This window comes from Silvimonas amylolytica (genome assembly GCF_014645555.1).
Classification (GTDB): domain Bacteria; phylum Pseudomonadota; class Gammaproteobacteria; order Burkholderiales; family Chitinibacteraceae; genus Silvimonas; species Silvimonas amylolytica.
This window is the reverse complement of record NZ_BMLY01000002.1, coordinates 619676-644914: the sequence shown is the minus strand read 5'-3', so window position 1 is coordinate 644914 and position 25239 is coordinate 619676. Positions and strand designations below refer to the sequence as shown.

Sequence of the window (25239 nt, the reverse complement as noted above, 5' to 3'; positions counted from 1 at the left end):
CACTTATTTATTTTGTATTGATTTCGCGCAAGCGACTGACGTGAGACGCGCAACCAGCGCGCAGACGTACAGGGGCAAAGCAGGATCGGGAGAAGCACCAAAATGGCACGGAAAACGGATGGCCTGAAGGGCATGTTTGGCCGCAAGAACAAGTCTGGCGATGATGCCGCCAAGAAGAGCGACTCGGTAAAAACGACGTGGATTCTTGAAAAGCTGCGTCTGCCAGAAGGCGACGAAGACGCGGTACTGCGTCCGGTCCCACTGGTCGGTCACCTGCCAGCGCGCCAGCAAGTGGCGTGGCTGCTGGGTACGGTAGCGGTGACCGGCGTAGGCGCCGCGCTGATTGCGTTCTTTGCGTTCCAGGCCTCCGGCGTGAACGCTGAACGTCGTTCTACCGCAACGGAAATGCAGATGTTGTCGCAGCGGATTGCGCGTGCATCGACATTGGCTGTGCGGGGCGACAAAGATGCGTTCCAGATTCTGGAAGATGCCTACAACCGTTTCGACAACGACTTGAACAGCCTCTCGGGCCACAGCCTGTTTGGCCTGTTTGTGCGTAACCCGTCCGGCACACTCGATTCGGTCCAGAGCGTGTGGACCCAGTCGTTCCGCCCCAACCCCAGCCGCCCGACGGTGGACACCATTCTCAAGCAAAAGCAGCCGCTGATCACCGTGGGTCAGTCTGTTGCCGGTATTAACGAGAACGATGCCCGCCTGCTGGAACTGACTCAGCAGTTCGCCGCCATGTTGACCGAAGGCGGCGGTACGCCACACGAACTCGATTACGCCAACCAGTTGGCCATGTTGTCGCAGCGTATGGCCAAGAACGCCAACGCCCTGCTGGCCTCTGAGCTGATCAACCCGGAAACCGTGTTCTTGCTGGGTAAGGATACGTCGACCTTCGGTGACATCATCAACGGCTTTATTGATGGCTCGGATGAGTTGCAGATTCGTCCGGCCAACACCTCGGCCATGGTTTCCAAGCTGCAAGAAATCAAGACTTACTTCCAGCGCTTCCAGACCGTGGTGACCTCGTTCTCGCACAACATGCAGCCGATGGTGAACACCCGTTTGGCGAACCAGACCATCGTCCGTGATTCCGAGCCGCTGTTGAAGAACTCGGTCGAACTGGCGAGCGTGTACGAAAACACCTCTGGCTCGATCCTGATCACCGTACTGGAAGTGTTGTTCATCGGTACCGGTCTGGCGGCCCTGTTCTTCCTGCAGCGTGTGTACAACCAGGAATCGGTACGTCGTCGTCTGCAGATCGAAGGCGAAAACAAAAAGAACCAGGAAGCGATTTTGCGCTTGCTGAACGAAATGTCTGACCTCGCTGACGGTGACCTCACGGTGCGCGCTTCGGTGACGGAAGACTTGACCGGGGCGATTGCGGACTCGATCAACTACACGATTGAAGAACTGCGTTCCCTGATTACCGGTATTAACCGCGCCACCGAACAGGTGGGTCAGGCTACCGGCGAAGCGCAGGGCGTATCGAGCGAGCTGATTGCCGCTGCCGACCGCCAGTCGCGTGAAATTCAGAACACGAACAACACCGTTGAACAGATGGTGCGCTCGATCCAGGACGTGTCGCATACCGCCAGCCAGTCGGCCGAGGTTGCGCAGTCTTCTCTGGCTGCTGCGGAACAGGGCGCCAGCGCGGTAAACAACCAGATCAAGGGCATGAACGAAATCCGCGAACAGATCCAGGAGACCGCGAAGCGGATTAAACGCCTGGGCGAATCCTCGCAGGAGATCGGTGAAATCGTGGAACTGATTTCTGACATTACCGAACAGACCAACGTGCTGGCGTTGAATGCGGCCATTCAGGCGGCTGCAGCCGGTGAAGCCGGTCGCGGCTTCTCGGTGGTTGCGGAAGAAGTGCAGCGTCTGGCTGAACGTTCCGCTGAAGCGACCAAGCAGATCGGCGCGATTGTGAAAACCATTCAGACCGATACGCACGACGCCGTGGCCGCTATGGAAGTGTCCACCCAGGGTGTGGTGGAAGGGGCCAAGCTGTCCGATGCGGCCGGTCGCGCACTGACCGAGATCGAACGCGTTACGCGTGAACTGGCTGTGCAGATTCAGTCGATTGCGCAAGAAACCGAAGGTCAGGCTACGTTGGCAGCCCGCGTGAACGCCTCCATGCGCGACATTCTCTCGGTGACGGAACAAACGTCCGCCGGTGTGAAACAGTCTGCTGTGGTGGTCGGTCAGCTGAACGGTCTGGCCGAAGGCCTGAAGAGTTCTGTTTCCGGCTTCAAACTGAGCTAATCGCCACGAACGGCGTAGTGGCAGGCCACGATGCGCTCCATATCGCGTGTCGTGGGCCCTGCCAGAACAGACGACCGTTCGCAGCGCCAAACAACAGGGATCCATGCCGCTGCACGTGGCATGGCAAACCCGAACGAATCTACTGCGGAGGGTTGACTACTCGCATGGACCGGATGTGCCTGCGCCAGGCGTTTTACCTGAGCGTCATTTGAGCCACCGCGTGCGCTGTCACCTTTCCGAACGAACCGGATCAACTTCATGAGCGTGCATACCGAATTTGACCAAGGCTCCCTGATCTGGGTGAAGGGAGAGCTTGAACAGACCCTGGGCCGCGCGGCCGAGGCGCTCAAGCAGTTTGGCACCACGCCCGATGCTGCCCTGCTCAAGCATGCGCAGACCCATTTGCACCAGGCCGTTGGCGCCCTGCAGATGGTTGAATTGCAAGGCCTCGCCCGTTATTGCGAAGAGGCCGAACACCTCGTAGCCAGCGTTGCCCGCGAAGAAACCGGTAATCATGCGCTCGATGCGGCGATTGCCGTGACCAAAGATGCCATCGCTTACCTGGAACGCATTGCGGCCGGCTCACCGAACGTGCCGCTGGTACTGCGTGACCCGCTGGTGAAAGTCGCCGCCTTGCGCGGTCAGACCATCAGTGGCGCTGAACTCTTTTTCCCTCAGTTGGGCCAGTTGGTGGTCCCGGCTGAACTGCCGACGCACACTGTCCCGGATGCCGACATGGCGCCGTGGGTGCGTCAGCAACGTACCCGTTTTGAATCCGGCCTGCTGCGCTGGCTGCGCTCGCGTGATGCAGGTGGTGCCGCCGCCATGGCCAAGAGCCTGACGGAACTGGCCAGTGCCCAGACCATCATGCTGCCGCGCGCCTTCTGGTGGAGCGCCGCGGCAGTCGTTGACGCACTGCCGACCAACAAGGCCCAGACCGATCTGGACCCGCGTCATTTGCTGATGCGCCTGAATCTGCAGCTGCGTCGACTGGCTGATGGCTCGACCCGTGTGGCAGAGCGTCTGTTCCGCGACCTCTTGTACATTCTGGCGCACGATCAAAGCCAGAGCACGCTGGCCCAAAAACTCAAGGCCGCGTTCGAACTGGAAGGCATGCTGGCTGATGCCGGTGCCCAAACGCTGTCACCGCAAGCCCAGGCCCGCGCCCAGACTGCACGCCAACTGCGTGAAGAACTGGCCGCTGCCAAAGATTTGTGGAGCCGCGTCGCAGCCGGCCAGCAAGATCGCCTGCCGCAACTGGCCGCTGAAATCACGCGTCTCTCACACCACTGTGAAGTGCTGGAAATTCCTGGCCTGAACACGTTGTGGGAAGGCGTTTCGGGCGTGTTCGAGCGCTGCGCGGGTCGTGGCATCAGCGAACCAGAGGCCCTGGAACTGGCCACCGCCATGTTGCTGGCTGACAATGCACTGGCCGTTTACCCGCAACAAGCCGATGACTTCCCTGCGCAAGTCCAAGCCATGCTACAACGCCTGGCCAACCCGGCCATGGCCGCAGAAATCGACTTGCCGCAACTGGACGCGGTCAGCCGCGAAGCCCAGGAAAAACTGCTGGTTGCGCAACTTGCGCAAGAAATGCGCAGCAATCTGCGCGGCATTGAAGACACGCTGGATGCGTTCTTCCGTGATCCGTCGCAACGCGCTGCACTGGGTGGTCTGGATCAAACCATCTACCAGGTGCAAGGCGCCTTGATGATGCTGGATAGTCAGGACGCCGTCGCCCTGCTGCTGGCCGCGCATGAACGCGTACGGCAACTGGCTGCCTCGGAAGCCGATCCTGAAGCGGCTGAACTGGAAGAACTGGCCGAAGCGTTCTCCACCATCGGTTTCTATGTAGATGGCCTGGAACAAGGCCGTGACGACAGTGCCGCATTGCGCCCGATGCTGACCCGCCTGACGGGTGAAGTCGCCCCGGTTGAAGTGGCTGAGCCCGACGTCATTGCCGCGCTGGAAGCCGAGCCGCCGATTGGCGAATCCCCGGTCATCGAGTCCGAGCATATCGAGATTGTCGAGCCCGAAACCAGCCGTCCGTTGCCGTCCTCTGAAGAAGCCGTCGACGCCGAACTGCTGGAAGTCTATCTGGAAGAAGCGGCCGAAGTGCTGGCGAACATTGCCGCACAACTCGAGGTATCGCGCCACGCGCCGCATGATCGTGAATCCATGACCGTGATCCGCCGTGGCTTCCACACCCTGAAGGGTAGCGGCCGCATGGTGGGTCTGTTCAACCTGGGCGAAGCTGCCTGGGTCGTGGAACAACTGCTGAACAAGTGGCTGCAAGCTGAGCACCCGGCAACGCCTGCGCTGTTGCAACTGATTGATGACGCTCACCATTCTTTCCGGGCCTGGGTGGCGCAACTGTCGGAAACGGGTGGTGCACAGGTCGACTCGTCTGACCTTGCGGCCCAAGCCGAGGTACTCAAACAGCAACTGGAACAAGGCAATGTGCTGACGACTCCGCCCGTGGCGGCGCCGGTGCCAGAGCCTGTTGCGTTCCAGCCTGCCGATGCGCCGGCCGAATTGCCGCCGCTGTTTGACGCCCCGCACGAACACGAAGACATTGCCGCCCCCTCCGTTGAGCTTGCGGAAGAAGCGCCATTTGATACGCCAGCCATTGAGCTGGCCGACGACCTGGCCGACACCGAACTGGTTGTCGATACCCCGGCGCCGTCGGATGAAATCCAGATTGGGCAGGTGGCGGTATCCACCACGCTGTTCGGCATTTTCTGCGACGAAGCCGGGCGTCACCTGCAAGCGCTGCTGCAAGGCCGCACCGCCCTGCAAAATAACGCCCCGCTGGCACCTTCTTTCCTGTTGTCTGCCCACACGCTGGGCGGCATTGGTGCGACAGCCGGCTTTGCGCCACTGGGCGATCTGGCCTACGCGCTGGAGCAATCGGTACAACGATCGGCCGAGCCGCCGGTTGAGCCGCTGATCCACGCGGTGGATCGTCTGGAACACATGTTGGGCGATATCTTCGCGCAGCGTGATCCAGGCCATGGCGTTGCAGAGATCGCCGCACTGGCAGAACGCAATGAACAGGCTTTGTCGATTGCACTGGATGAGATTGCCGCAGAGCCCGTCCCCGCTGCGCACGATGAACTGGTGCTGGACGATATCTCGCTCGATAGTATCGAGCTGGATGAAGAACCGCTGAGCGTCGCCGCCGCGCATGAACAGATCGCTGAAGTAGAAGAACACGTTGCCGCCACACCGGCAGGCGATGAAATCAATCTTGACGAGTTCGAACTGACCGAGCCGTCAGCGGACGAGCTGGCCGCACTGGCCCTGCTTGATGGCACCCATCTGGACGAACACGGCGAGCCGGTTGCACCCCATGAAACCGTTGCTGTAGCTCACGAAGATGATCTGGCGTTTGACCTGGGTGAATTGTCGGTCGATGGCCTGACACTGGACGAAGAACCGCCGCTGGCTGCCGAAGCCGCCTTGGACCCGGAACACGAGACCACCGCGCACGATCTGGAAGCACTCCTGGGTGAAGCCGATCTGTCGCTGGATCTGGATGTCCCGCCAGAAGCATTGCCGATTGAAGTCGATGCGCCGGCTGAAGAACAAGCCGCCATTGAACCGCACACCACAGTCGTCGAACTGGCACCCGCCGCAGCAGTAGAGCCGTTGGCCGATGCAAACGACACACACGATGCCCTGGTCACTGCACATGAAGCACTGGTCACCGTGCATGAAGCATTGCTGGCCACGCAGGCAGGCGGCGAGCACGATGTGGTCGCCGGCGATGAGCTGACCGCATTGGCGTTGCCGGAGGAAGAACATCAGGCCGAGCCGGCAGATGAACTGATTGATGCCACGCCGCTTGAAGCTGAACCGCTAGAGGCCATTGAAGCGCCGATCACCTTCGACGCAGAGCCTGCTGGGGCCGAGCCGATTGAACTGCCGCCCGAACTGGGCCACGTAGTCCAGCCGCTGGCCATGGCTGCCGAAGAGTCACTGCCTGCAGCGCTGGCTGCCGGCGTCAGTCTGACTGACCGCAAAACCGAGCTGGACCAGACGCTGAACGACGAAATCGACGATCAGTTGCTGCCGGTCTTCGTGGAAGAAGGCGACGAACTGCTGCCACAAGTGGGTGGCGCGCTACGTGCCCTGCGTGATGGCGACATGGCCGAAGCCGACCGCCTCAAACGCATTCTGCATACCCTGAAGGGTAGCGCACGGATGTCGGGTGCAATGCGTATGGGTGAAGCCACCCACCGCATGGAATCGCGCCTGCTGGCCGCAGGCACGACCGTGTCTGGTCCGCTGATCGATGAACTCGAATCCGACTATGACCTGATCAACCTCTTGTTCGATGAGTTGGCTGGCCGTACACCGAAAGCTGCCGATGTGGTGGGCCAGACTGCGCAAGCCGTCGCTGCCACTCAAGTGCGCGGCCCGGCCCAACCGCTGCTGGCCGCCGCGCCGGACGCCGAAGGCAAGACGACGATCCGGGTCCGTTCCGAACTGGTGGATGACCTGGTGAACCAGGCCGGTGAAGTGTCGATTGCCCGTTCCCGCATTGAATCTGAAATGCTGGCACTCAAGAGCTCTTTGCTGGATCTGACCGAAAACGTGACGCGTCTGCGTACGCAAATGCGCGAGCTGGAAATCCAGGCTGAATCGCAAATGCAAGCGCGTACGCGTGAATTCCAGGAAGCGGCACAAACGTTTGACCCGCTGGAGTTCGACCGCTTTACCCGTCTGCAGGAAGTCACCCGTTTCATTGCCGAAAGCGTGAACGACGTGGCCACCATTCAGCACAACTTGCTGAAAAACGTAGATGAATCCGCCGCTGCGCTGACCGCGCAGGCCCGCATGACCAAAGAGCTGCAACAGAGCCTGATGCGCGTGCGCATGGTGCCGTTTGCCAGTATCTCTGACCGTTTGTACCGCCTGACTCGCCAGACGGGTAAGGAAGTGGGCAAAAAGGTCAACCTGGAATTGCGCGGCGGCCGCGTGGAAATTGACCGCGGCGTGCTGGAAAAGATGATCTCGCCGTTCGAGCATATGTTGCGTAACGCGATCGACCATGGTCTGGAGACCCCGGCCGAGCGTGAAGCCACCGGCAAGAGCGAGTTCGGTGAAGTCCAGGTGGAAGTCCGCCAGGAAGGCAACGAACTGGTCGTCATGCTCAAGGACGACGGCAAGGGCCTGAATATGGACCGCATCCGCGCCAAGGCGCTGGAACGCGGGCTGATTGAGGCTGGCCAGGACGTGGCTGACCGCGATCTGATGCAGGTGATCTTCGAACCGGGCTTCTCGACCGCATCGGCTGTGACGCAGATTTCCGGTCGCGGGATCGGCATGGACGTGGTGAAGAACGAAATCGGTAACCTGGGCGGCCGCATTGATGTCGATAGCGTGCTGGGCCAGGGCACCAGCTTTACCATCCACCTGCCGCTGACCCTGGCGGTCACGCAAGTGCTGCTGGTGAAGTCCAGCGAGCGCCTGTATGCCATCCCGTCGGTGATGATCGAACAGGTACAGGAACTCAAACAGGATGCGCTGGCGCAACTGTACGAGAACCAGGCACAGGAATGGCTGGGTACGCGTTATCCGTTCTCCTACTTCCCGCGCTTGTTGGGCGATGCGGAAGTGATGCCGGAAACCAAGCGCTTCTCCACCGTGCTGTTGCTGCGCTCCGGTGCGAACCGCATGGCGTTGCACATTGACGAACTGGTCAAGAACCAGGAAGTGGTGGTGAAGGCCATTGGCCCGCAACTGGCACGGATTCCTGGCGTAGCCGGCTCTACGGTGCTGGGTAACGGCGAAATCGTGCTGATCATGAACCCGCTGGCGCTGTTGGCGCATGGTGAAGTGGCCACGGTGCAAAAAGAAGTGACCGTGCAATCGAGCGCACCGGCCCAACTGCAAACCACACCGGTGGTCATGGTGGTGGATGACTCACTGACCGTGCGCAAGATCACCAGCCGCTTGCTGGCCCGTGAAGGCTTCCAGGTGCAGACCGCCAAGGATGGCGTGGATGCCCTGCAGCAACTGGTGGATCTGAAACCGGCGGTGATGCTGGTCGACATTGAAATGCCACGTATGGATGGGTTCGAATTTACCCGGAACGTGCGCGCCAACGATGACACCCGCCATATCCCGATCATCATGATTACCTCCCGCACTGCGGAAAAGCATCGCAACTATGCGTTCGAACTGGGCGTCAACGTATTCCTGGGCAAGCCATTCCAGGAAGACGAACTGATGGGGCATATCCGTAGCTTCATCACCCAATAAGCGCCTCTGCGCTCAAAACAAAACCCCGCCAAGGCGGGGTTTTGTTTTCGGTGTTTACCTTGGACTGGCCTCAGGCCAGGTGCGGCTCGGGCCATGGCCCCACATACTGCGATGCCGGCCGCAACAGACGTCCGGTCTGTTGTTGTTCGCAGGCGTGCGCAATCCAGCCGGCCGTGCGGGCTGATGCGAACACCGGTGTGAATCCGGCACGTGGCACATCCAGCGCCTCCAGCAAGAGCGCGGTGTAAAACTCGGTATTGATGTCGAGTCGGCGACCTGGTTTATGGCGGGCCAGTGCTTTCAGTCCGGCCTGTTCCACGACTTCTGCCAACGCAATCCGGTTGCTGCGGCCACGGAGGACGTTCACGGCGGCTTTGAGTACGTCAGCACGCGGATCTCGTACCCGATAGATGCGATGACCGAAACCCATCAGGCGTTCGCCACGGGCAATGGCCGTCTCGACCCAGACATCGGCCCGGTCCGCGCTGCCAATGGCATCCAGCATATCGAGCACCGGTCCAGGTGCACCACCGTGCAACGGGCCTTTGAGCGCACCCAATGCCGCGATCACCGCAGAGGCCAGCCCTGCTTCCGTGGAAGCCACCACACGCGCGGTGAAGGTCGACGCATTGAGACCATGATCAACGGCGGCAACCAGATAGGTTTCGAACGCACGGATTTCCGCGATATCCCCCGCGCGGCCACGCAACATGCGCAACATGTCTGCGGCATGACCCAGGTGGATCTCTGGCGCGATGGCCATTTCTCCCGCAGCCCTGCGCATTGCAGTCGCCATTGCGACCCCCGCAGCGGCCAGCAGCAACGTCGCATCGACCGGCTCATCAGGCATGGCGGCGAGTAAAAAGCGCATCCCTTCCATGGCGCTCATGCCATCCAGACACGGCAACAACGGGCTAAACCGCTGCCATGCCTGTGTTCTTCCCGAGCCCAGCGCCTGGCGCAAATCGGCCGGATGCGGCACGAGGTCTTGCCACAGCAAAGCAACCACCTCTTCATAAGTCCAGTGCCCAGCCAGTTGTTCCAGTTCATATCCGCAAAGGATCAACCGCCCAGCTTCGCCATCGACATGGCTCAACCGCGTTTGGGCTGCAATCACACCATCCAGTCCGGTCGTCATCTTGTTTCTCCATGGGTTGGGACAGAGATGGACAGACTATCAATACATTGATTTAATAAAAATATTGAATCACTAAATCAATCTATTTAATGCCAGCAACGCCATCAGGGCACGTGGATGCCAACACCGCTGCACGCATGCTGGGCGTGAGCCTGACCACGCTTTACGCTTATGTCAGCCGGGGTTTGATCCGCAATGCGGGCCCGGCAGATGATCCGCGCGCACGCTGGTATGTAGAGGGAGACATCAAGGCTTATCTGGCCCGCAAACAGCGCCAGCGGCGCCCGCGTGAGGCCGCCCGGCATGTACTCGACTGGGGTTTGCCAGTGCTTCAAACCGCAATCACCCGCATCGAGCACCAGCACTTGCAGTATCGGGGCCAGGATGCGCTCACCCTGGCCACGCATGCCTCGCTGGAAGACACCGCTACCCTGCTCTGGGATACCCCTGCCCTGGACTGGTCCAGAACATCGCCATGCCCGCGCTTGCCTACAGGATTGCCAACACTGCAGCGCGCCATCGTGGCCTTGGCGCTGGCGCCGGTTTCTGCCACGCACAGTGCGCCACTTGTGCAGCAACACGCCGAAGCAATCCAATTGATGCACACACTCTGTCACGCCCTGAGCGGGTGTAGCGGTCTGCCTTTTCATGTCGCGCTGGCTCAAGGCTGGCGCAGACCCGCGCACGCTGAATTGCTGCGTCAGGCCCTGGTGTTGTGCGCTGATCATGAGTTGAATGCGTCGACCTTTGCAGTCCGTGTGGCGGCTTCCACAGGGGCCAGTCTGGCCGCCTGTTTACAAGCCGGGCTGGCGACCCTGAGCGGACCGCGACACGGCGGGTTGACACTGGCCGCAGGAGAGACCGTCACCACGATATTGAACATGCTCGGTGCTGATCCGCTTGGACAATACCTGGCGCAGGGGCATGTGCTCCCGGCCGGGCTCTTGGGGCATCCGCTTTACCCGGATGGTGACCCGCGCGCGCGATACTTGCTGGCCCGGATCACATCTGATCCACCTTTTGCGCAATTGGTTGATCAACTACAAGCGCAGCTGGATGATCTACCGTCTCTGGACCTCGCGCTGGTCAGCCTCGTCCGGAGCCTGGCATTGCCGCTGGATCACGCGCTACGGCTGTTTGCCATGGGCCGTTGCGCAGGCTGGATTGCACACGCGCTGGAACAACGCGCCACCGGCCAGTTGATCCGACCAAGAGCTGAATTCATTCGGGACGAATGAATCGAGGGGCGACCAGTTGCAAATAGTCGCAATGCTCAATACGATCAGCGTCAATTTATTGAAAGACAGGCATGCGTTTCGCTCCGGACCATGGTTCTTGCTCGCCCGCTGTCACCCTCCGTTCGTCGCAATCGTGCCACCGCTTTTTCAGCGGCGATCCTCATCAATATTTTGTGTTTATGGTTACTGCAATATGGCGTGCGTATGCCAGCCAGGCTGCGCATACCGGTACGGGAGACCCAGGTAGCACTGATTCCCTTACCGGCGCCGACCCAGGCAGCCGCGATGCCAACACCTGCGGCAGCGCCATCAACCGCACACCCAGCCAATACACGACTGGCCGCCGCGCCCGCATCGAAAACCGCGATCACCCTGGATACGCCCGTGAGCAGGCCAAACGCACCTGAACCTGCGGCCTCGGTGCCGATACAAAAACTGGACATGGAAGCATTGCGCAGCGGCGCGAGGCAGATTGGCAATCCGGACAACAATGATCCTGATGCGGCCATCAAACTCAGCCTCAAGCCAGTACAACAGGTCGCGTCCAGTGCCTTGAGTCAAGCCATGGGTAAGGCACAGCGTGGGTCATGTGGTAGCGCGCATGCGGACCTTGGCCTGCTGGCCCCGTTGGCACTGTTGCATGATGCGGTGACAGATACCGGTTGCAGCTGGCAGCAGTGATCAGAGTCAGCTTTCGACTGCGCAACCGCCGCTACGTTTGCACTGATACATGGCGCCGTCTGCATGCTTGAGTAGCTGACGTGCATCCAGCCCATGTTCGGGGTAAAGCGCCACACCAATGCTGACGCGTAGCGGGTGGACATGGCCTTCAATCATCACCGGCTGGCTCACTGCCGTCGCCAGCTTATGGACGGTCTCACTGATGTTGCGGGGCTCGAAATTCTCAAGCAAAACCACAAATTCATCGCCCGATAACCGGGCCACGGTGTCGGCCCGACGTACGCATTTTTGCAAACGGCGTGCGACTTCCTGCAACAGACCGTCCCCTGCAGCGTGCCCCCACAGGTCGTTCACCATCTTGAATTTGTCCAGATCAAGATAAAGCAATGCCAACGCGCGGCCATCCCGCTGGGCGCGGGCAATGGCCATGTCAAGGCGATCGCCCAGCAATGCCCGATTGGGCAGGCCGGTCAGGTCGTCGTACTGAGCTTGCCGCTGCAGCCGCACCTGCATTTCCTTGTGCTCAATCGCCATGCTGATCTGGGTCGAGATAAACTGGAGTGCTTCCTGTTCTTCGGTATCGAAGGTCTGGCCGTCGGTACGCATCAGTGCCAATACACCCAACAGACCCTTGCTACCATGCAGTGGCACGCCCAGCCAGGCCAGCGGTGTCTCTCCCATGTCCGCCGCCAGGGGCGCCGACCAGGACGGGTCATCCAGCCTCAGGGAAACACCCGTGCTGAACACATGGTTGAACGCCAATCCAAGCGACCGTGGTCGCGGCGCCATGACCCGCCGTGCGCCTTCCATGTACCAGGGGTAAACCAGCGAGCCCGTCTGTTCGTCGCGCAGCGCCAGCGCAAAGTTATCGGCGCTGATCAGCGGGCGCACCACCTGGTATATCATGCGGTAGAGCGCCTGGGCATCCTCTGCCACCTGGGCGGCTTCGGAGATCGCGTAGACGGCTGCCTGCATGGCTTCGGCCCGCTTGCGACGCGTCACGTCACGTGCCACGGCAATGCGCAATTGATCAGACTCTGACCAGCGGGCTGACCACATCACATGGACCAGCCGGCCATCTTTGCGCACGTAGCGGTTCTCAAAGCCAACGCGGTCTTTGCCGCTCATGACTTCGCCCGCTTCAGCGAGTGTGCGGGGGCGATCTTCAGGGGCGACCATGTCGATCATCACCCGCCCGACCATTTCTTCCGGCGTGTAGCCAAAGACGCGTTCACACGCGGCGCTGACGTAAACGAAACGTCCTGTGCGATCTACCGCGCACACAACGTCTAGCAAAAGGTCTGCAAAGCCGGCAGACAATGGCTGGTATTCCGTCTTCATAACTACAGAATACGTCAGCCGCTGCCTAACCTCTATAGTTGACCGGTCTGTCGCGTCTTTTGCTACACAGACCTCAGTTCAAAGCCATCGCTTGCTGGCGGGTCACAAAACGGTAGCCGTTGCCGCGTATCGTTTCGATCGACTCCGCACCCAGTTTTTTTCGCAGGCTGTGCACCAGCGTTTCAATGGTGCTTTCGGCGACCGGGTTGTCCTGACCGTACACAGCGGCGCGGATTTGCCGCCGCGTGCAGACTTCGGCAGGATCAGCCAGCAACAGGAACAACAACGCGGATTCACGTTGCGACAAGACCAGTTCCGTCCCATCCAGGAACACCCGGCGGTGGTCGTGATCAACGTCCAGCTTGCCCCCTTCGATATCCAGATGATGCTGCACCACCGCCCGCCGCAGTAACGCCCGGATGCGGGCCACCAGATCGGCCGGCACATAGGGTTTAACGACATAGGCATCTGCCCCTTGCGCCAGCGCGTTGATCACGGCTGGGGTCTCCCCCCGTTCTGACAACACCATCACGGGTGTACCCCACTGTTTTTCCCGCAGGGTTTTGACCATGGCCAGCATTTTGTGATCCGTGCGCAGGCCGAAATCCAGAATCACCAGCCGGTACGCAGCAGCGGCAAGGCGGTCGAACAACTCATGATTTTTGGCTGCGGGTTCTGCCGCCATACCCGCGTTATGCAGGTTGGCCATAACGGAATCACGCACGTCGATATCATTGGAAACAAGCAAGATGTTCATGGAAGCAATCCTCCAGGGTACCCGCCTGAACAAAAAAAGGCGGTGAGCGAGCAGTGGCTATTGCCAGTTAGCGAGGACATGTTGTCGGCAAGCCGATTTCATGGATGTGACGCGGCTAACAAAACGGGGGATGAATGGCAGAGACGTGACAAACGGCGGGCCGGTGTCAGACAACGCCTGTCATGGTTGCGGCGCAACATCCTACAAACCCTTGTTACCAAAAGGAAAAGCCCCGTATCACGGGGCTTTTTTCTGGATCAGACCTTACCTTAGAACGGGCGAATACGATACCCGTTGGCATCCTGGTTGGCGGCAAAGTCATAGTAAGCAGACAGGTGTACATGGCCAGCAATGTGGTCTGTAAAGGTCAGGCCGTCGTCGCCCCAAACCCGACCGATATGGCCAGCGGCATCTGCATTCACGGCCCAGGTGCGATCACTGCTTTGCATGTTGTTCATCGCCACCCAGGCCGAAGCCGTAGCCGACATGCCACTGACCGTGCCATTCACGTCATTCTGGCCATTGGTCACGGGCGAGATAAAAATTTTGGCGCTGGCACCCCGTGCCTCGGCGTACTCAGACAAACGCTGGTTCTCGGTGTGGTTGAGCACCAGGATGATCTTGCCAGCCAGCGCAGTGGCGGTCGGCCAGTTTTTGCCGGCAAGGTCAGTCTGCAAGGCGCCGCTGCTGCCGATGTAGTTTTTCAGATCAGCCGGCGTGAACAGCGCGCTGCCAAACGTGTTGCTGACCAGTTCATCCAGATCCGCCGGCGTGCGTTGCGAGCTGGCTTTGGACCAGCCCTGTTTTTTGTCCATCACAACAATGATGGGGAAATGCGCGGCGTTGGCATCGCTCCAGGCTTTGATGTCATTCAGGCAGGCTTGCAGGTCATTCTTGCCCGTCCCATCCCCGGTGCAATTGTTGTCATTGCCGGACTGGAACAACGTGCCAGCATCATGGCGCACAAACCAGTGCCTGGCCGAGCCGCCGCTCACCGCGTCTTGCTGATCCCAGAAGTCGACTTCCACCGTGCGCACACTGTTAAACACCGACGTAAACGTCGGGGCATATTGCTTTTGATAGCAGTTATGGCAAGCCACCTGTGCAATGCGGTTCAGCGGGGTATTCCAGACGGTTGGCGCAATGAAAGGCACGTTGAAATCACTGGCCATGGCGGGTACGGCCTGTAACAAGGCGCTCGCAGCCACTGTCAGCGCAGCGACAAAGGTTTTCAGCTTCATATCCGGTACTCCGTTTGTTTTTGAAAGACACACCCGTGCGGTTGAGGCATGGCGGATGGCAGGCGGAGCATGCAGCGGATTTATGAAGAAAATCCGTATCGGTTCATGAAGTTATTTTGCGATTCAGATGAACGTGCGGCCGCGTGTTGTCGCGTGAGGGCCACAGGTGGCGTCCGGTTCTTTGGCATTGGTCATACCTTGGTGCAATGCCGCCTGGAAGTCACCTAAATGTCATATCCTGGACTCGGTGCATACAAAGACTCTGCCCGCACCCACTCATAAAAACAGTTGAGGAGAAGGTCGATGTGGCAATTTCCCGCAGTCCCGATGACGTTGGTGTTTTCACTTTGCTGTGCCGTCACTGCGGCGCAGCCTTTACGGGCGTGGTCTGCCCACCCCGCCGACAGTGCATCGTCGCGCGCTTTGCAAGCTTTTGCCGATAGCGTCCGTGACGCCAGTAACGGGCGTATCGCCATCACCCCTTATAACAACAGCGAACTGGGCGATCAGCCAGAGGCCATTCAGAAACTGGCGCGTGGCGACATCGAATTTGCGGTGTTCAATCTGGGGCCGCTGTCTGGCGTGGTCCCCCAGGCGCGGCTATTGACGCTGCCGTTTGTGTTCCCCGATTCAGAACATATGTTCCGCAAGCTGGACGAAGGCCTGGGCGTGCGAATTGGCGGCAGTTTGCTGGACAAAGGCTTCAAAGTACTGGCCTGGTATGACGGTGGTTCGCGCTCGTTCTACTGCATGAATCACGCAGTGCGATACCCCTCAGACTTCGCCGGCTTGCGCGTGCGCGTACAAGACTCGGCGGTATACAACGACATGGTGCGCCAGCTCGGTGCCACGCCGGTAGTCGTGCCATTCAATGACATCAGCAAGGCATTTCAGGATGGCCGTATTGATTGCGCGGAGAACAACCTCCCCTCTTATGTCGAGACCGGCAATTACAAATACGCGCGCAATGTACTGCTCACCAACCACATCGTGACGCCCGAGGTGCTGGTGGTGTCGCGCAAGTATTGGCAAACGCTAAGCCCGACCGACCAGAGCACGTTGCAAAGTCTGGGCACGCAGTCCGGTACCGTAATGCGCACGCTCTGGAAACAACAATTGACCGGCGCAGAACAAACGTTGCACAAAGCTGGCATTCAGCCGGTACTGGTCAAAGACCCTGGTGTGTTTGTGGCACGGATGATCCCGGTGTATGCCAGCACACTGCAGGGGCAGGATGAGTTCAATCAGGTGCTACCGGCCATGATGAAATAAGCGGGCCAGATAAAAAAAGGGCCACCTCACGGTGGCCCTTGGCAATCACACTCTCGTGTTGCCCAAACGTGCGTCGATCAAGGCGCAGGTACCCAGCCTGTGTTGCCGTTCCAGGCCGAGAACACCTGAGTGCGGGTAGCAAGGCCGCTCAGATCCAGCGTGTTGCTGGCATCGGTGGTATCACGCCCCGCCATGCTCAGCGCGGCGCCTGTGCTATCCATGCTGCCGCTTTCACGCCAACCCGTCGTGGTGGTCGCGGTGGTCGGATCCGGCACCGGATTGGCCGGGCTGGTGCTCGGGCTGGACCAGCCGACGGTCGCGATATGACTGCCCATCTTCGTGTTGATGTAGGCAATGTTGTCGCAACCGTAGTTGGCATTGGCCAGACTGCCGGTGGTCAATTGGGTCTGGCAGTAGCCGCCAGCGACGGTCAAACCACCAGAGCGGCCAAGGAAAGTCACGCCAGCCGGGACAGCTGCATCTGCAGTCAGTGTGCTGTTCAGCACGACAAAGCCCGGGAATCCGTACGCAGCGCGTGCCTGGAAGAGGTAGCCACCCTGCGTGGGCGCGGTCGGGTCGGCCACGGTGTGCAGCTCGCTGTTTTCAAACAATGCGGCAAACGGCGAACCCCAGATGAAATCCACATCCCCGGCAATGTAGGTCTGGTAGTACCAGACCCAGCCCTTGGTCTGCACGGTATCCTGGGCAGAGATGAAGTTCATGTAGGTGGCCATCATGCGGCTGCCCGCTAGCGTGGCGCTGTTGTAATAGATGGTCTCGGCCTGGTTGTTGGCTGTGGTCGTTTTGATGTGCGGGTTCTGGAGCGTGAAGCTGGTCAACTTCAACATGTCGGCACCTTCAACCAGGAACACCGCGCGACCACCGCCAAGTGAGCGGCGCGTACCGGTCACTTCGTTCGTCAATGTGGTCTGCGCCGAGGTCTTGCTACCGCCTGTGCCCGGGTTCCAGGATTCATAGTTCTCTTGCGACACCACCACACCAGTACGGCTGGCACCCTGAATGGTCAGGTAGTTGGTATTACGCAGGAACAGTTGTTCGTTATAGGTACCGTTTTTGATGGTGATGGTCTTGGCATCCCCTGAATTGGTGCAACTGACACAACCATTGCCCATGATCCAGTTCAGCGCACCTTGCACCGTGGTGAAGTCACCGGTGCCTGCGGTATCTACCGTCACCGCCGTCGGCGACGATGGTGCGTTTTTGGTATGGAATGCCCATGCCGTCTGTGACGCAATGCCCTGGAAGGCCGAACCGTTGTAGGTGCCATTGATGACACCATTATCGACGGTGACGTAATAGCTGGTGTTGTAGCCCAGCACGCCATCATGGAGGCGGATGGTGGCAGTCTTGCCGGAGATCGTGATCGGCCGGTAGTACACATAGCGCCATTGGGTCAGCGCATTGACGTTGTTACCCAGCTTGTCGACTTCCGTGTTGACTGCCGGCATGTAGGTTTGGGTTTCACCGCCCGTAGTCACCGGTACGCCGCTGATATCGATGGTATCGACCAAACTGTTGTCTGAAGATTTGTACACCTTGATATAACCGGTTGTACCTACAGTCGGGGTGTTATCAAAGGTGATCTGCAAGCGCGAATCAGCAAACGCGGCCGTCGCCCCGTTGAGTGGAGACAACGCACTGGCCGATGGCGTAGGTGTCGGCGTGGGTGTTGCAGTCGGCGTGGGCGTGGGCGTGCTGGTTGGACTTGGGGTGGGCGTCGCGGTCGGGCTTGGCGTTGGTGTGGCCGTTGGCGCATCTGACATGGTGCTATTGCCGTCAGAACCGCCACCACATGCGCCCAGCGCAAGCGCCAGGGCAGAAGCCAGCACTAGTGGTACGGCCTGTCCGTTGAACTTGTACATGCAAAACCTCCATTTCGCTTTCGTTATTTTTCAGGTGCGGGCGGGGTAGTCCTGGGCCGCGCGCCCGTTGGCACAGCCACTGGCAGTGCATGAGCGCGGATCGGGCATGCCGGTGTGGTCAGGCCGGGGGTAGGCCACAGGCACCGGTAGCGCATGTTGTGCGCTGATATATCACTACACAGTGGCGCTCATGCTAGAGCGAAGATCGCGGGAAAATCCTGCTGAAAGCGGGGGTTGGCTGACAAAAATCAAGAAACACATGTACTTTTGAAAAACGTACTACATTTGGCAAAACATCTTGATTTAGCGCTAGCCAGCGCGAGAAAACGGTGGATTGTGAACGCTGATACCGGCAGCTACACCGGAACACATCTCAAGACAAAAAACCGCACAAAGTGGACTTTGTTGCGGGTGCAAACAGGCGAAGTAGCAGGTTGTCAGGACATTTCGTATAACAAGGTCATCTCAATCCTGTTCTGGAGGGCGTATGGCACTGCCGACCACGCAGCACGATGCGACCATCCTGATCGTGGATGACGCCCCGGAAAATCTGGTTTTGATGAGCAACCTGCTCAAAGACCTGTACCCATTGCGGGTAGCCAACGGCGGGGCCAAGGCGCTGGCCCTGATCAATAGCGGCACCCAGCTGCCGGATTTGATCCTGCTGGATATCATGATGCCAGGCCTCTCTGGCTACGATGTAGCCAGGGCACTGAAGTCGGACGAGCGCACTGCGGCCATTCCGATCATTTTTCTGACCGCCATGTCTTCGACCGATGACGAGACCCGTGGATTTGAACTTGGCGCGGTGGATTACATTACCAAGCCCATCAGCCCGCCCATTGTGCTGGCCCGCATTGATACGCACCTCAAGCTCAAGGCTGCGGCTGATTTTCTGCGCGACAAGAATGACTATCTAGAGCAAGAAGTTGCTCGGCGTACGCTGGAGGTCGCGGCCATTCAGGACGTCACCATCCATGCCATGGCCTCGCTGGCTGAAACCCGCGACAACGAAACCGGCAACCACATCCGCCGAACCCAGAACTACGTCAAATTGCTGGCGGAGCACTTGCGACATCACCCGCGTTTCTCCGACTTTTTGACCGACCAGACCATCCAGCTGTTGTACAAGTCAGCCCCGTTACATGACATCGGCAAGGTCGGGATCCCGGACCGGATTTTGCTCAAGCCCGGACGCCTGACGCCGGAAGAGTTTGAAATCATGAAGGCGCATACCACGCTGGGCCGGGATGCCATCCAGCATGCTGAAGACGAGCTGGGTACCGATGTCGAGTTCCTGCGGCACGCCAAAGATATCGCCTACGGTCACCAGGAAAAATGGGATGGCTCCGGCTACCCGCAAGGCCTTGTGGGAGAGGACATTCCGATTTCGGCCCGTTTGATGGCCGTCGCGGATGTCTACGACGCGCTGATCAGCCGTCGGGTCTACAAGGTGCCCATGTCACACGACGAAGCGGTGGCGAAAATCCAGCAAGGTCGCGGCAGCCACTTTGATCCGGACATATGCGATGCCTTCCTGGCATGCCAGGCCCGGTTCCAGACCATTGCAGCACAGTACGTTGATACGGATGCAGATCTGGCCAAAGAGGCCGCCGCCTTGCAATTCATCGCCGACGAACCCTGAGCGGCCACACACACACCCTATGCCCTCTCTATTGCGCTGGCTGGAGCGGCTGCCGCTTCGTCACAAATTGATTATCGGGTTTGCCGGACTACTGGTTCTGCCCCTGATTCTTGGCATACAGAGCCTGCGCACGCAGCAGTCGCTCATTGACGTCTTGCAGAGGCTCTATCAGCAAGAATTAACCGGCATTGCCCAAATCAAGGAAACGCAGCTTGAGTTGACGCGGGTCACGGCGGCGTATCGCAAAGCCATCCACACCCCGTATAGCGGGGAGCGGGACCAGGCCGTCAATGATCTGGATACGGCTAACGTGCGGCTTGATCGCGCCGTGGCGCTGGTCCGCCCGACCTTGTTTCGCCAGCAGAACATGAAACGGCTCGACCAGTTTGAAGTCTTGCGCGCCAGAATGTCCCGCGTTGGCGATCAATCTCTGGGCCTGGCGCGTAATGGCCGGGATGCTGAAGCACTCGCATTGATGGATAGCGGCTGGTTTGATGGCATGGCCTCACAGGCTGACCAGATACTCGAAGGCATTGCCGAAGCCAAAGCCGCCGGGTTGAGAGATACCTCCATCTCGATCAACCGGGTGGCAGAGCATAACCGGATGCAGACTTACGCCCTGTTGCTGGGGGGGGCCGCGCTGGCGCTCATGCTGGCCTGGCTGGTCAGCCGGTCGATCCGTCATCCCATCAGCCGGGTACGTGCTGCGGTGGATCAGCTGGCCGCAGGCAACCTGGACCAGGTGATTCCGCATACCGATTTTGAAAATGAAACCGGTGATCTGGCCCGCGCCATTCAGCAGTTGCAGCAGGAATCGCGCTTGCTGGAGATGCAGCGCTGGGTGAAGTCACAAGAAACGCTGCTTCAGGCCAGTCTGCAACAAGCGCGGTCCATGAACGAACTGGCGACGTGTTTTCTCGATCAGATCGGCCCGTTATTACATGTCGGCCAAGGCACCTTGTACCGGTTTGATGAGCAGGATCAATTGCTTCATCTGGCAGGCTGTTATGCGCAGCACGCTGAGCTTGCACCCGCAAAAACCGTCACGCCAGGTGTGGGTGTGTTGGGCCAGTGCGCCCAGTCCAGGCAAACCATCGTTTTTACCGATCTGCCCGCCGGCTTCTGGAATATCCAGTCTACGCTTGGCGAATTCACGCCCGCGTTGCTCATTGCCTACCCAGTGTTGCTGGGAGACCGATTGATGGGCGTGCTGGAACTGGCCTGGTTTGCGGCGCCCGACCAGGCGCCACAAGCACTGCTGGAAGAAGTCTTGCCGAAAATGGCCATGACCATGGAGATCATGGACAGAAACACAGCGCTCCAGAAACTGTTTGACCAGACCCGGTTGCAAGCCGATGCACTGGAAACGCAGGCGGCTCAGCTGGAACGGCAAGCGCTGGAACTGAATGCACAACATGCTTCACTCAAGGCCACGGAAGTCTGGTTCAGAAGCATTATCGAAGCCGCGCCCGATGGCATGCTGGTGATCGATGCACAGGGTTTGATCACCTTGACCAACCCCAAGCTCGATAGCCTGTTTGGCTATGCGCCCGGCGAGCTGACCGGCCAGTCCATCGACATCCTGGTCCCCCATGGCATCCGCCAGGCACACATTGACCTGCGAAACGATTTTATCGCCCACGGCACCACACGCCAGATGGGGGGCAACGACAACAGCAATTTGCGCGGCCTGCGCAAAGACAGCTCCGAATTCTTTATTGAAGTCGGACTGGCCCGTTTACCCATGCTCGAAGACCGCGGCGTATGCGTCTGTGCATCGGTACGGGATATCTCTGAACGACGCGCGATGCAAGCGGCACTGGAAGATCGCGAACAACAGATTCGTGCTGTGCTGGAAAACAGCCCGATTGCCGTCGCCATTGAAGATGACACGCGCCAGTTGTTGTATGGCAATCGCGAGCTTGAAGCCTTGTTCGGCGCGTCTCTGGCCGCATTGAGCAATCCGGAATCCCGTGCCACTTTCTGGTCTGACAACGCCGCATTCGAACGCTTCTTGCAAGCGGACAAACAGGGCGATGTCTTCAACTTTGAGATCGGTCTGCAACGCAGCGACGGCACACCTGTAGATGTGCTGTTGTCGTCCATTCACCTGGTGCTTGGCGACAAAGCACTGATCGTGAAATGGTTTTTCGATATCACCGATCGCAAACGAGCTGAAACCGTCGTCGAACAGGCAAGACAGCTGGCAGAAGAAGCCACGCGCGCCAAGAGCGATTTCCTGGCCAATATGAGCCATGAAATCCGCACGCCAATGAACGCCATCATCGGCATGAGTCACCTGGCCTTGCGCACGGAACTGGACAAAAAACAGCGCAATTACATCGAAAAAGTGCACCGCTCGGCCGAGAACCTCCTGGGGATCATCAACGATATTCTCGACTTCTCAAAAGTCGAGGCCGGCAAGATGACCATCGAGCATGTGCCCTTCCGGCTGGAAGATGTCCTGGAAAGTTTCGCCAATATGATCGGGCTGCGGGCAGAAGACAAAGGACTGGAGTTGTTGTTCCAGACCGAGCCAGACCTACCCACCGCGTTGATTGGTGACCCGCTCCGGCTGGGACAGGTGTTGATCAATCTGGGCAATAACGCGGTCAAATTTACGGAACACGGCGAGATCGTTGTTGGCATAGAGAAGATCACCGACGAACCCGAACAACTCGTACTGCACTTCTGGGTGCGCGACAGCGGCATTGGCATGACCGCCGAACAGTGCAGCCGCGTTTTTGAGTCATTCAGCCAGGCCGATAGTTCGATCACCCGCAAGTACGGAGGAACGGGTCTTGGCCTGGCGATTTCCAAACGCCTGGTCGAGTTGATGGCCGGAACAATCTGGGTCGAAAGCGTAGCAGGCCAGGGCTCCACTTTCCACTTTCACGCCTGCTTTGGCCGGCAGCAGAACGTACAGCCGCGCCGCATGGTGAAAGCAGATGAGTTGCTCGGGCTGCGGGCGTTGGTGGTCGACGATAACGCCAGCGCGCGACAGATTCTGTCTGGCATGGCACGCAGCTTCAATCTGGAAGTCGATGTGGCGGAGGGTGGCAAAGAGGCGCTGCGGTTAATCCATGAGGCCGAACAAAAAACGCTGCCCTATGACCTTGTCTTGATGGACTGGCGCATGCCCGGCATGGATGGCATCGAGACCGTACAGCAGCTTCAGCAACGGCATACCCAACAACCGCCTGCGGTCATCATGGTGACCGCCTTTGGTCGCGATGAGGCACTGGACGAGGCCGCCCGCCACGATATCCGTTTGCATTCTGTCTTAACCAAACCCGTTACGCCCTCCACACTGCTTGAAGCCATTGGAGAAGTACTGGGTAAGGGCAGCTTTACCGAAACACGCTGTATGGAACGCGGAGACATGACGGCCCACCATATGGCGATGCTGGCGGGCTCTCACTTGCTGCTGGCCGAAGACAATGAACTGAACCAGGAGCTGGCGCGCGAACTGCTCGAAAGCGCGGGGATCACGTTAACCGTGGTCGAAGATGGTCAGCAAGTGCTTGATCAACTGGACCATGGCGTGCTGTTTGATGGCGTGTTGATGGACTGCCAGATGCCGGTGATGGATGGCTACACTGCGACGGCACAAATCCGCCAGCGTCCCGGGTTTGTCGACTTGCCGATCATTGCCATAACCGCCAATGCCATGGCAGGTGATCGGGAAAAAGCGTTGGCTTCGGGGATGAACGACCACATCTCCAAGCCACTCAATGTCGAAGCGATGTTTGCCACGCTGGCCAAATGGATCCACCGGCACGCTGAAGCGGACCAGCCAGGCCCCGCCGAGCCTGATCCCGTCGTCACTGACCTCGCATCAGAGCTCGTCCTGCCGGGCATTGACTACCTTGCCGGCCTGAAAACCTGCATGGGCAAGCGCACGCTGTATCTACGTCTGCTGGGCAAATTCCAGCGGAGTTACAACGACTTTGCGACCGCGTTTGAGACTGCCTGTCAGAGCACGGACCCCACTGAGGCCAGACGTTATGCCCACACACTGCGCGGTACTGCCGGCAACATCGGAGCCCGCGCACTTGCTCAGGCTGCCGCTAAACTGGAAAGCGCCTGCGAGCACACGTCTTCAGGCAGTGACACGGTGGCATTGCGGGAACGTGTTCTGGACGAACTCAAAGTGGTGCTGGCCGGGATAAACCACTTGCCCGCGTCAGAAATGATCACCCACGCGCAGCCTGCCGTCATACCCGCTGATGATGCTCAAATGCAGATGCATCTGGAAGAACTCCGGCGCCTGCTGACCGAGGGCGACCCCAATGCGCAGGAAGCGGTCGATGCGCTACTCCCGCTCTTTGCCGGACACACCAATGCGCCCGTCTTGCGCCACGCCGCACGGGCCATTGAAGATTTCGATTTCGATAAAGCCCTGACGCTGCTCGATACCCTGCAGATTCGGGATCATCCCCCGTGACCTCTGCAGCCGCTAGAAACTGACCGCAAACCCCAGCGATGTTCCATGTGCGTTGCCGCCCCACATATAGCGCGCAACCAGCCGTACCCGGGTGATAAAGATGTCATATTTGCCGGTATCCAGTTCCAGCCCGGCACCGACAGAGTTGAGGAAATTAAAGCCCAGCGCACCACGCAACTGGCCAATGTATTGGGTCTGGGCGTATTCCAGCACGTAACGCACTGGCCGATCGAGCGCCTCCCACCCCGTGGGTGCACGCCAGCGGGCCCACAGGCCCAGCGTCTGTGGTCGCGCAGAGCCCTGAACCGCGTCGGACGTCCCACCAAAACTATGCAGGGTGATGTCCGTATAGCGCAGTTCGACGTCAATATCACGGGCAGGCTGGTAGTCCTCGTAGTCCAGCATCAGCGAGCCACCCAGCCCGTAGGCATTGAGGCTGCCGTTATCCAGGAAATCCAGTTGGCGGTCCGTTTTGTATTCAACAAACCACTTCGCGCCCACCAGATCACTGGCAACCGTGCCGAGCGCAAAATTGAAGATCGGGCGGAACACCAGATGCTCGGCCAGCGGAAAATCCCAACCAATGCCGGCCGTACCGGCAACGCTGTTCCACTTGAAGGGGATGGGACGCTCAATCACACCATCCGTGGCAACAAACGCCGGGTCATAACGGCTATAGGCCAGCGTGCCTTCGAGATAAACCGGGATATCTTTGCTCATGGTGGCGCCGCCACCGAGGTTGGACATCGTCAGGCCAGGGTCGCCTGACGAGGCATTGGTGATCGACAATGCGCTGGTGGTGACGTCCGGCACCAGCGAATACCCCATCAGACCCAGCACTGCGTTAGCCCGCTTCTGGACATTGCCGCCAGGCAAATCAAGCTCCCCCGCCGCCAACGCGTAAACCGGCAAGTTTGCCGCCAGGAATGCGAACACCCATCGGGCCAACCTCAGCCCCGGCGGGTTCTGGCCACGCCGCCACAACGCGTTTTCCATTAGCTCCCCAACCCTGGAAACGAGAATCTTCATTGGCCCTGCGCTCTTGCTCATTC

The 25239-nt window shown here is 59.2% G+C and carries 14 protein-coding genes; 8 read left to right on the top strand and 6 right to left on the bottom strand.

Annotation, left to right across the window (positions count from 1 at the left end; genetic code table 11):
* The first annotated feature begins 102 nt into the window (after positions 1-102).
* Both IEX44_RS09205 and IEX44_RS09200 read left to right on the top strand, forming a co-directional pair.
* The gene (locus IEX44_RS09205) at positions 103-2274 is read left to right on the top strand and encodes a methyl-accepting chemotaxis protein (RefSeq protein ID WP_188692140.1); all 2172 of its coding nucleotides are present in this window, start codon (positions 103-105) and stop codon (positions 2272-2274) included.
* Positions 2275-2532: 258 nt separating this feature from the next.
* A complete protein-coding gene (locus tag IEX44_RS09200; protein WP_188692137.1) occupies positions 2533-8544 on the top strand; it encodes an Hpt domain-containing protein in 6012 nt (2003 codons plus the stop codon).
* 70 nt (positions 8545-8614) lie between these two features.
* On the opposite strand, the gene IEX44_RS09195 is transcribed toward IEX44_RS09200, so the two are convergent.
* Positions 8615-9682 carry a citrate synthase gene (locus tag IEX44_RS09195; protein ID WP_188692134.1) on the bottom strand — a complete coding sequence of 356 codons (1068 nt, stop codon included), beginning with the start codon at positions 9680-9682 and terminating at the stop codon, positions 8615-8617.
* 113 nt (positions 9683-9795) lie between these two features.
* Here IEX44_RS09195 and IEX44_RS09190 point away from each other — a divergent pair, with 113 nt between their 5' ends.
* From IEX44_RS09190 to IEX44_RS20995, 3 genes are all read left to right on the top strand, one after another.
* Entirely contained in the window at positions 9796-10920 is a 1125-nt protein-coding gene (locus IEX44_RS09190) for a citrate synthase family protein (protein ID WP_229678866.1), read from the top strand.
* Between the two features lie 179 nt (positions 10921-11099).
* A complete protein-coding gene (locus tag IEX44_RS21000) occupies positions 11100-11327 on the top strand; it encodes a hypothetical protein (RefSeq protein WP_229678864.1) in 228 nt (75 codons plus the stop codon).
* Entirely contained in the window at positions 11305-11601 is a 297-nt protein-coding gene (locus tag IEX44_RS20995) for a hypothetical protein (RefSeq protein ID WP_229678862.1), read from the top strand. The genes IEX44_RS21000 and IEX44_RS20995 overlap by 23 nt, the downstream gene beginning before the upstream one ends.
* 6 nt (positions 11602-11607) lie before the next feature.
* Here the strand turns inward: IEX44_RS20995 and IEX44_RS09180 are convergent, their stop codons facing one another.
* The 3 genes from IEX44_RS09180 to IEX44_RS09170 all read right to left on the bottom strand — a co-directional run bounded on the left by IEX44_RS09180 (position 11608) and on the right by IEX44_RS09170 (position 14940).
* On the bottom strand, positions 11608-12942 hold the full coding sequence (locus IEX44_RS09180) for a sensor domain-containing protein (protein ID WP_188692126.1): 1335 nt from the start codon (positions 12940-12942) through the stop codon (positions 11608-11610).
* Positions 12943-13015: 73 nt separating this feature from the next.
* The gene (locus tag IEX44_RS09175) at positions 13016-13699 is read right to left on the bottom strand and encodes a response regulator transcription factor (protein WP_188692124.1); all 684 of its coding nucleotides are present in this window, start codon (positions 13697-13699) and stop codon (positions 13016-13018) included.
* Positions 13700-13968: 269 nt separating this feature from the next.
* Complete coding sequence (locus tag IEX44_RS09170; RefSeq protein ID WP_188692121.1) at positions 13969-14940, bottom strand: Ca2+-dependent phosphoinositide-specific phospholipase C; 972 nt, start codon at positions 14938-14940, stop codon at positions 13969-13971.
* 303 nt (positions 14941-15243) lie between these two features.
* Between IEX44_RS09170 and dctP the strand changes: the two genes are divergently transcribed.
* The gene (gene dctP, locus IEX44_RS09165; RefSeq protein WP_188692118.1) at positions 15244-16212 is read left to right on the top strand and encodes a TRAP transporter substrate-binding protein DctP; all 969 of its coding nucleotides are present in this window, start codon (positions 15244-15246) and stop codon (positions 16210-16212) included.
* A 77-nt stretch (positions 16213-16289) separates the two neighbouring features.
* On the opposite strand, the gene IEX44_RS09160 is transcribed toward dctP, so the two are convergent.
* A complete protein-coding gene (locus tag IEX44_RS09160; protein WP_229678860.1) occupies positions 16290-18095 on the bottom strand; it encodes a pectinesterase in 1806 nt (601 codons plus the stop codon).
* A 487-nt stretch (positions 18096-18582) separates the two neighbouring features.
* Between IEX44_RS09160 and IEX44_RS09150 the strand changes: the two genes are divergently transcribed.
* Both IEX44_RS09150 and IEX44_RS09145 read left to right on the top strand, forming a co-directional pair.
* Complete coding sequence (locus IEX44_RS09150) at positions 18583-19740, top strand: HD-GYP domain-containing protein (protein WP_188692115.1); 1158 nt, start codon at positions 18583-18585, stop codon at positions 19738-19740.
* Positions 19741-19759: 19 nt separating this feature from the next.
* Complete coding sequence (locus tag IEX44_RS09145) at positions 19760-24187, top strand: response regulator (protein ID WP_188692113.1); 4428 nt, start codon at positions 19760-19762, stop codon at positions 24185-24187.
* A gap of 12 nt (positions 24188-24199) precedes the next feature.
* On the opposite strand, the gene IEX44_RS09140 is transcribed toward IEX44_RS09145, so the two are convergent.
* The gene (locus IEX44_RS09140) at positions 24200-25183 is read right to left on the bottom strand and encodes a hypothetical protein (RefSeq protein ID WP_229678859.1); all 984 of its coding nucleotides are present in this window, start codon (positions 25181-25183) and stop codon (positions 24200-24202) included.
* Positions 25184-25239 lie beyond the last annotated feature (56 nt).

Excerpts from the sequence above, each read along its gene's own strand:
- IEX44_RS09205 (WP_188692140.1), top strand. The coding sequence starts at position 103 with ATGGCACGGAAAACGGATGGCCTGAAGGGCATGTTTGGCCGCAAGAAC.
- IEX44_RS09200 (WP_188692137.1), top strand. The coding sequence starts at position 2,533 with ATGAGCGTGCATACCGAATTTGACCAAGGCTCCCTGATCTGGGTGAAG.
- IEX44_RS09195 (WP_188692134.1), bottom strand. The coding sequence starts at position 9,682 with ATGACGACCGGACTGGATGGTGTGATTGCAGCCCAAACGCGGTTGAGC.
- IEX44_RS21000 (WP_229678864.1), top strand. The coding sequence starts at position 11,100 with ATGGTTACTGCAATATGGCGTGCGTATGCCAGCCAGGCTGCGCATACC.
- IEX44_RS09180 (WP_188692126.1), bottom strand. The coding sequence starts at position 12,942 with ATGAAGACGGAATACCAGCCATTGTCTGCCGGCTTTGCAGACCTTTTG.
- IEX44_RS09175 (WP_188692124.1), bottom strand. The coding sequence starts at position 13,699 with ATGAACATCTTGCTTGTTTCCAATGATATCGACGTGCGTGATTCCGTT.
- IEX44_RS09170 (WP_188692121.1), bottom strand. The coding sequence starts at position 14,940 with ATGAAGCTGAAAACCTTTGTCGCTGCGCTGACAGTGGCTGCGAGCGCC.
- dctP (WP_188692118.1), top strand. The coding sequence starts at position 15,244 with ATGTGGCAATTTCCCGCAGTCCCGATGACGTTGGTGTTTTCACTTTGC.
- IEX44_RS09160 (WP_229678860.1), bottom strand. The coding sequence starts at position 18,095 with ATGTACAAGTTCAACGGACAGGCCGTACCACTAGTGCTGGCTTCTGCC.
- IEX44_RS09150 (WP_188692115.1), top strand. The coding sequence starts at position 18,583 with ATGGCACTGCCGACCACGCAGCACGATGCGACCATCCTGATCGTGGAT.
- IEX44_RS09145 (WP_188692113.1), top strand. The coding sequence starts at position 19,760 with ATGCCCTCTCTATTGCGCTGGCTGGAGCGGCTGCCGCTTCGTCACAAA.
- IEX44_RS09140 (WP_229678859.1), bottom strand. The coding sequence starts at position 25,183 with ATGGAAAACGCGTTGTGGCGGCGTGGCCAGAACCCGCCGGGGCTGAGG.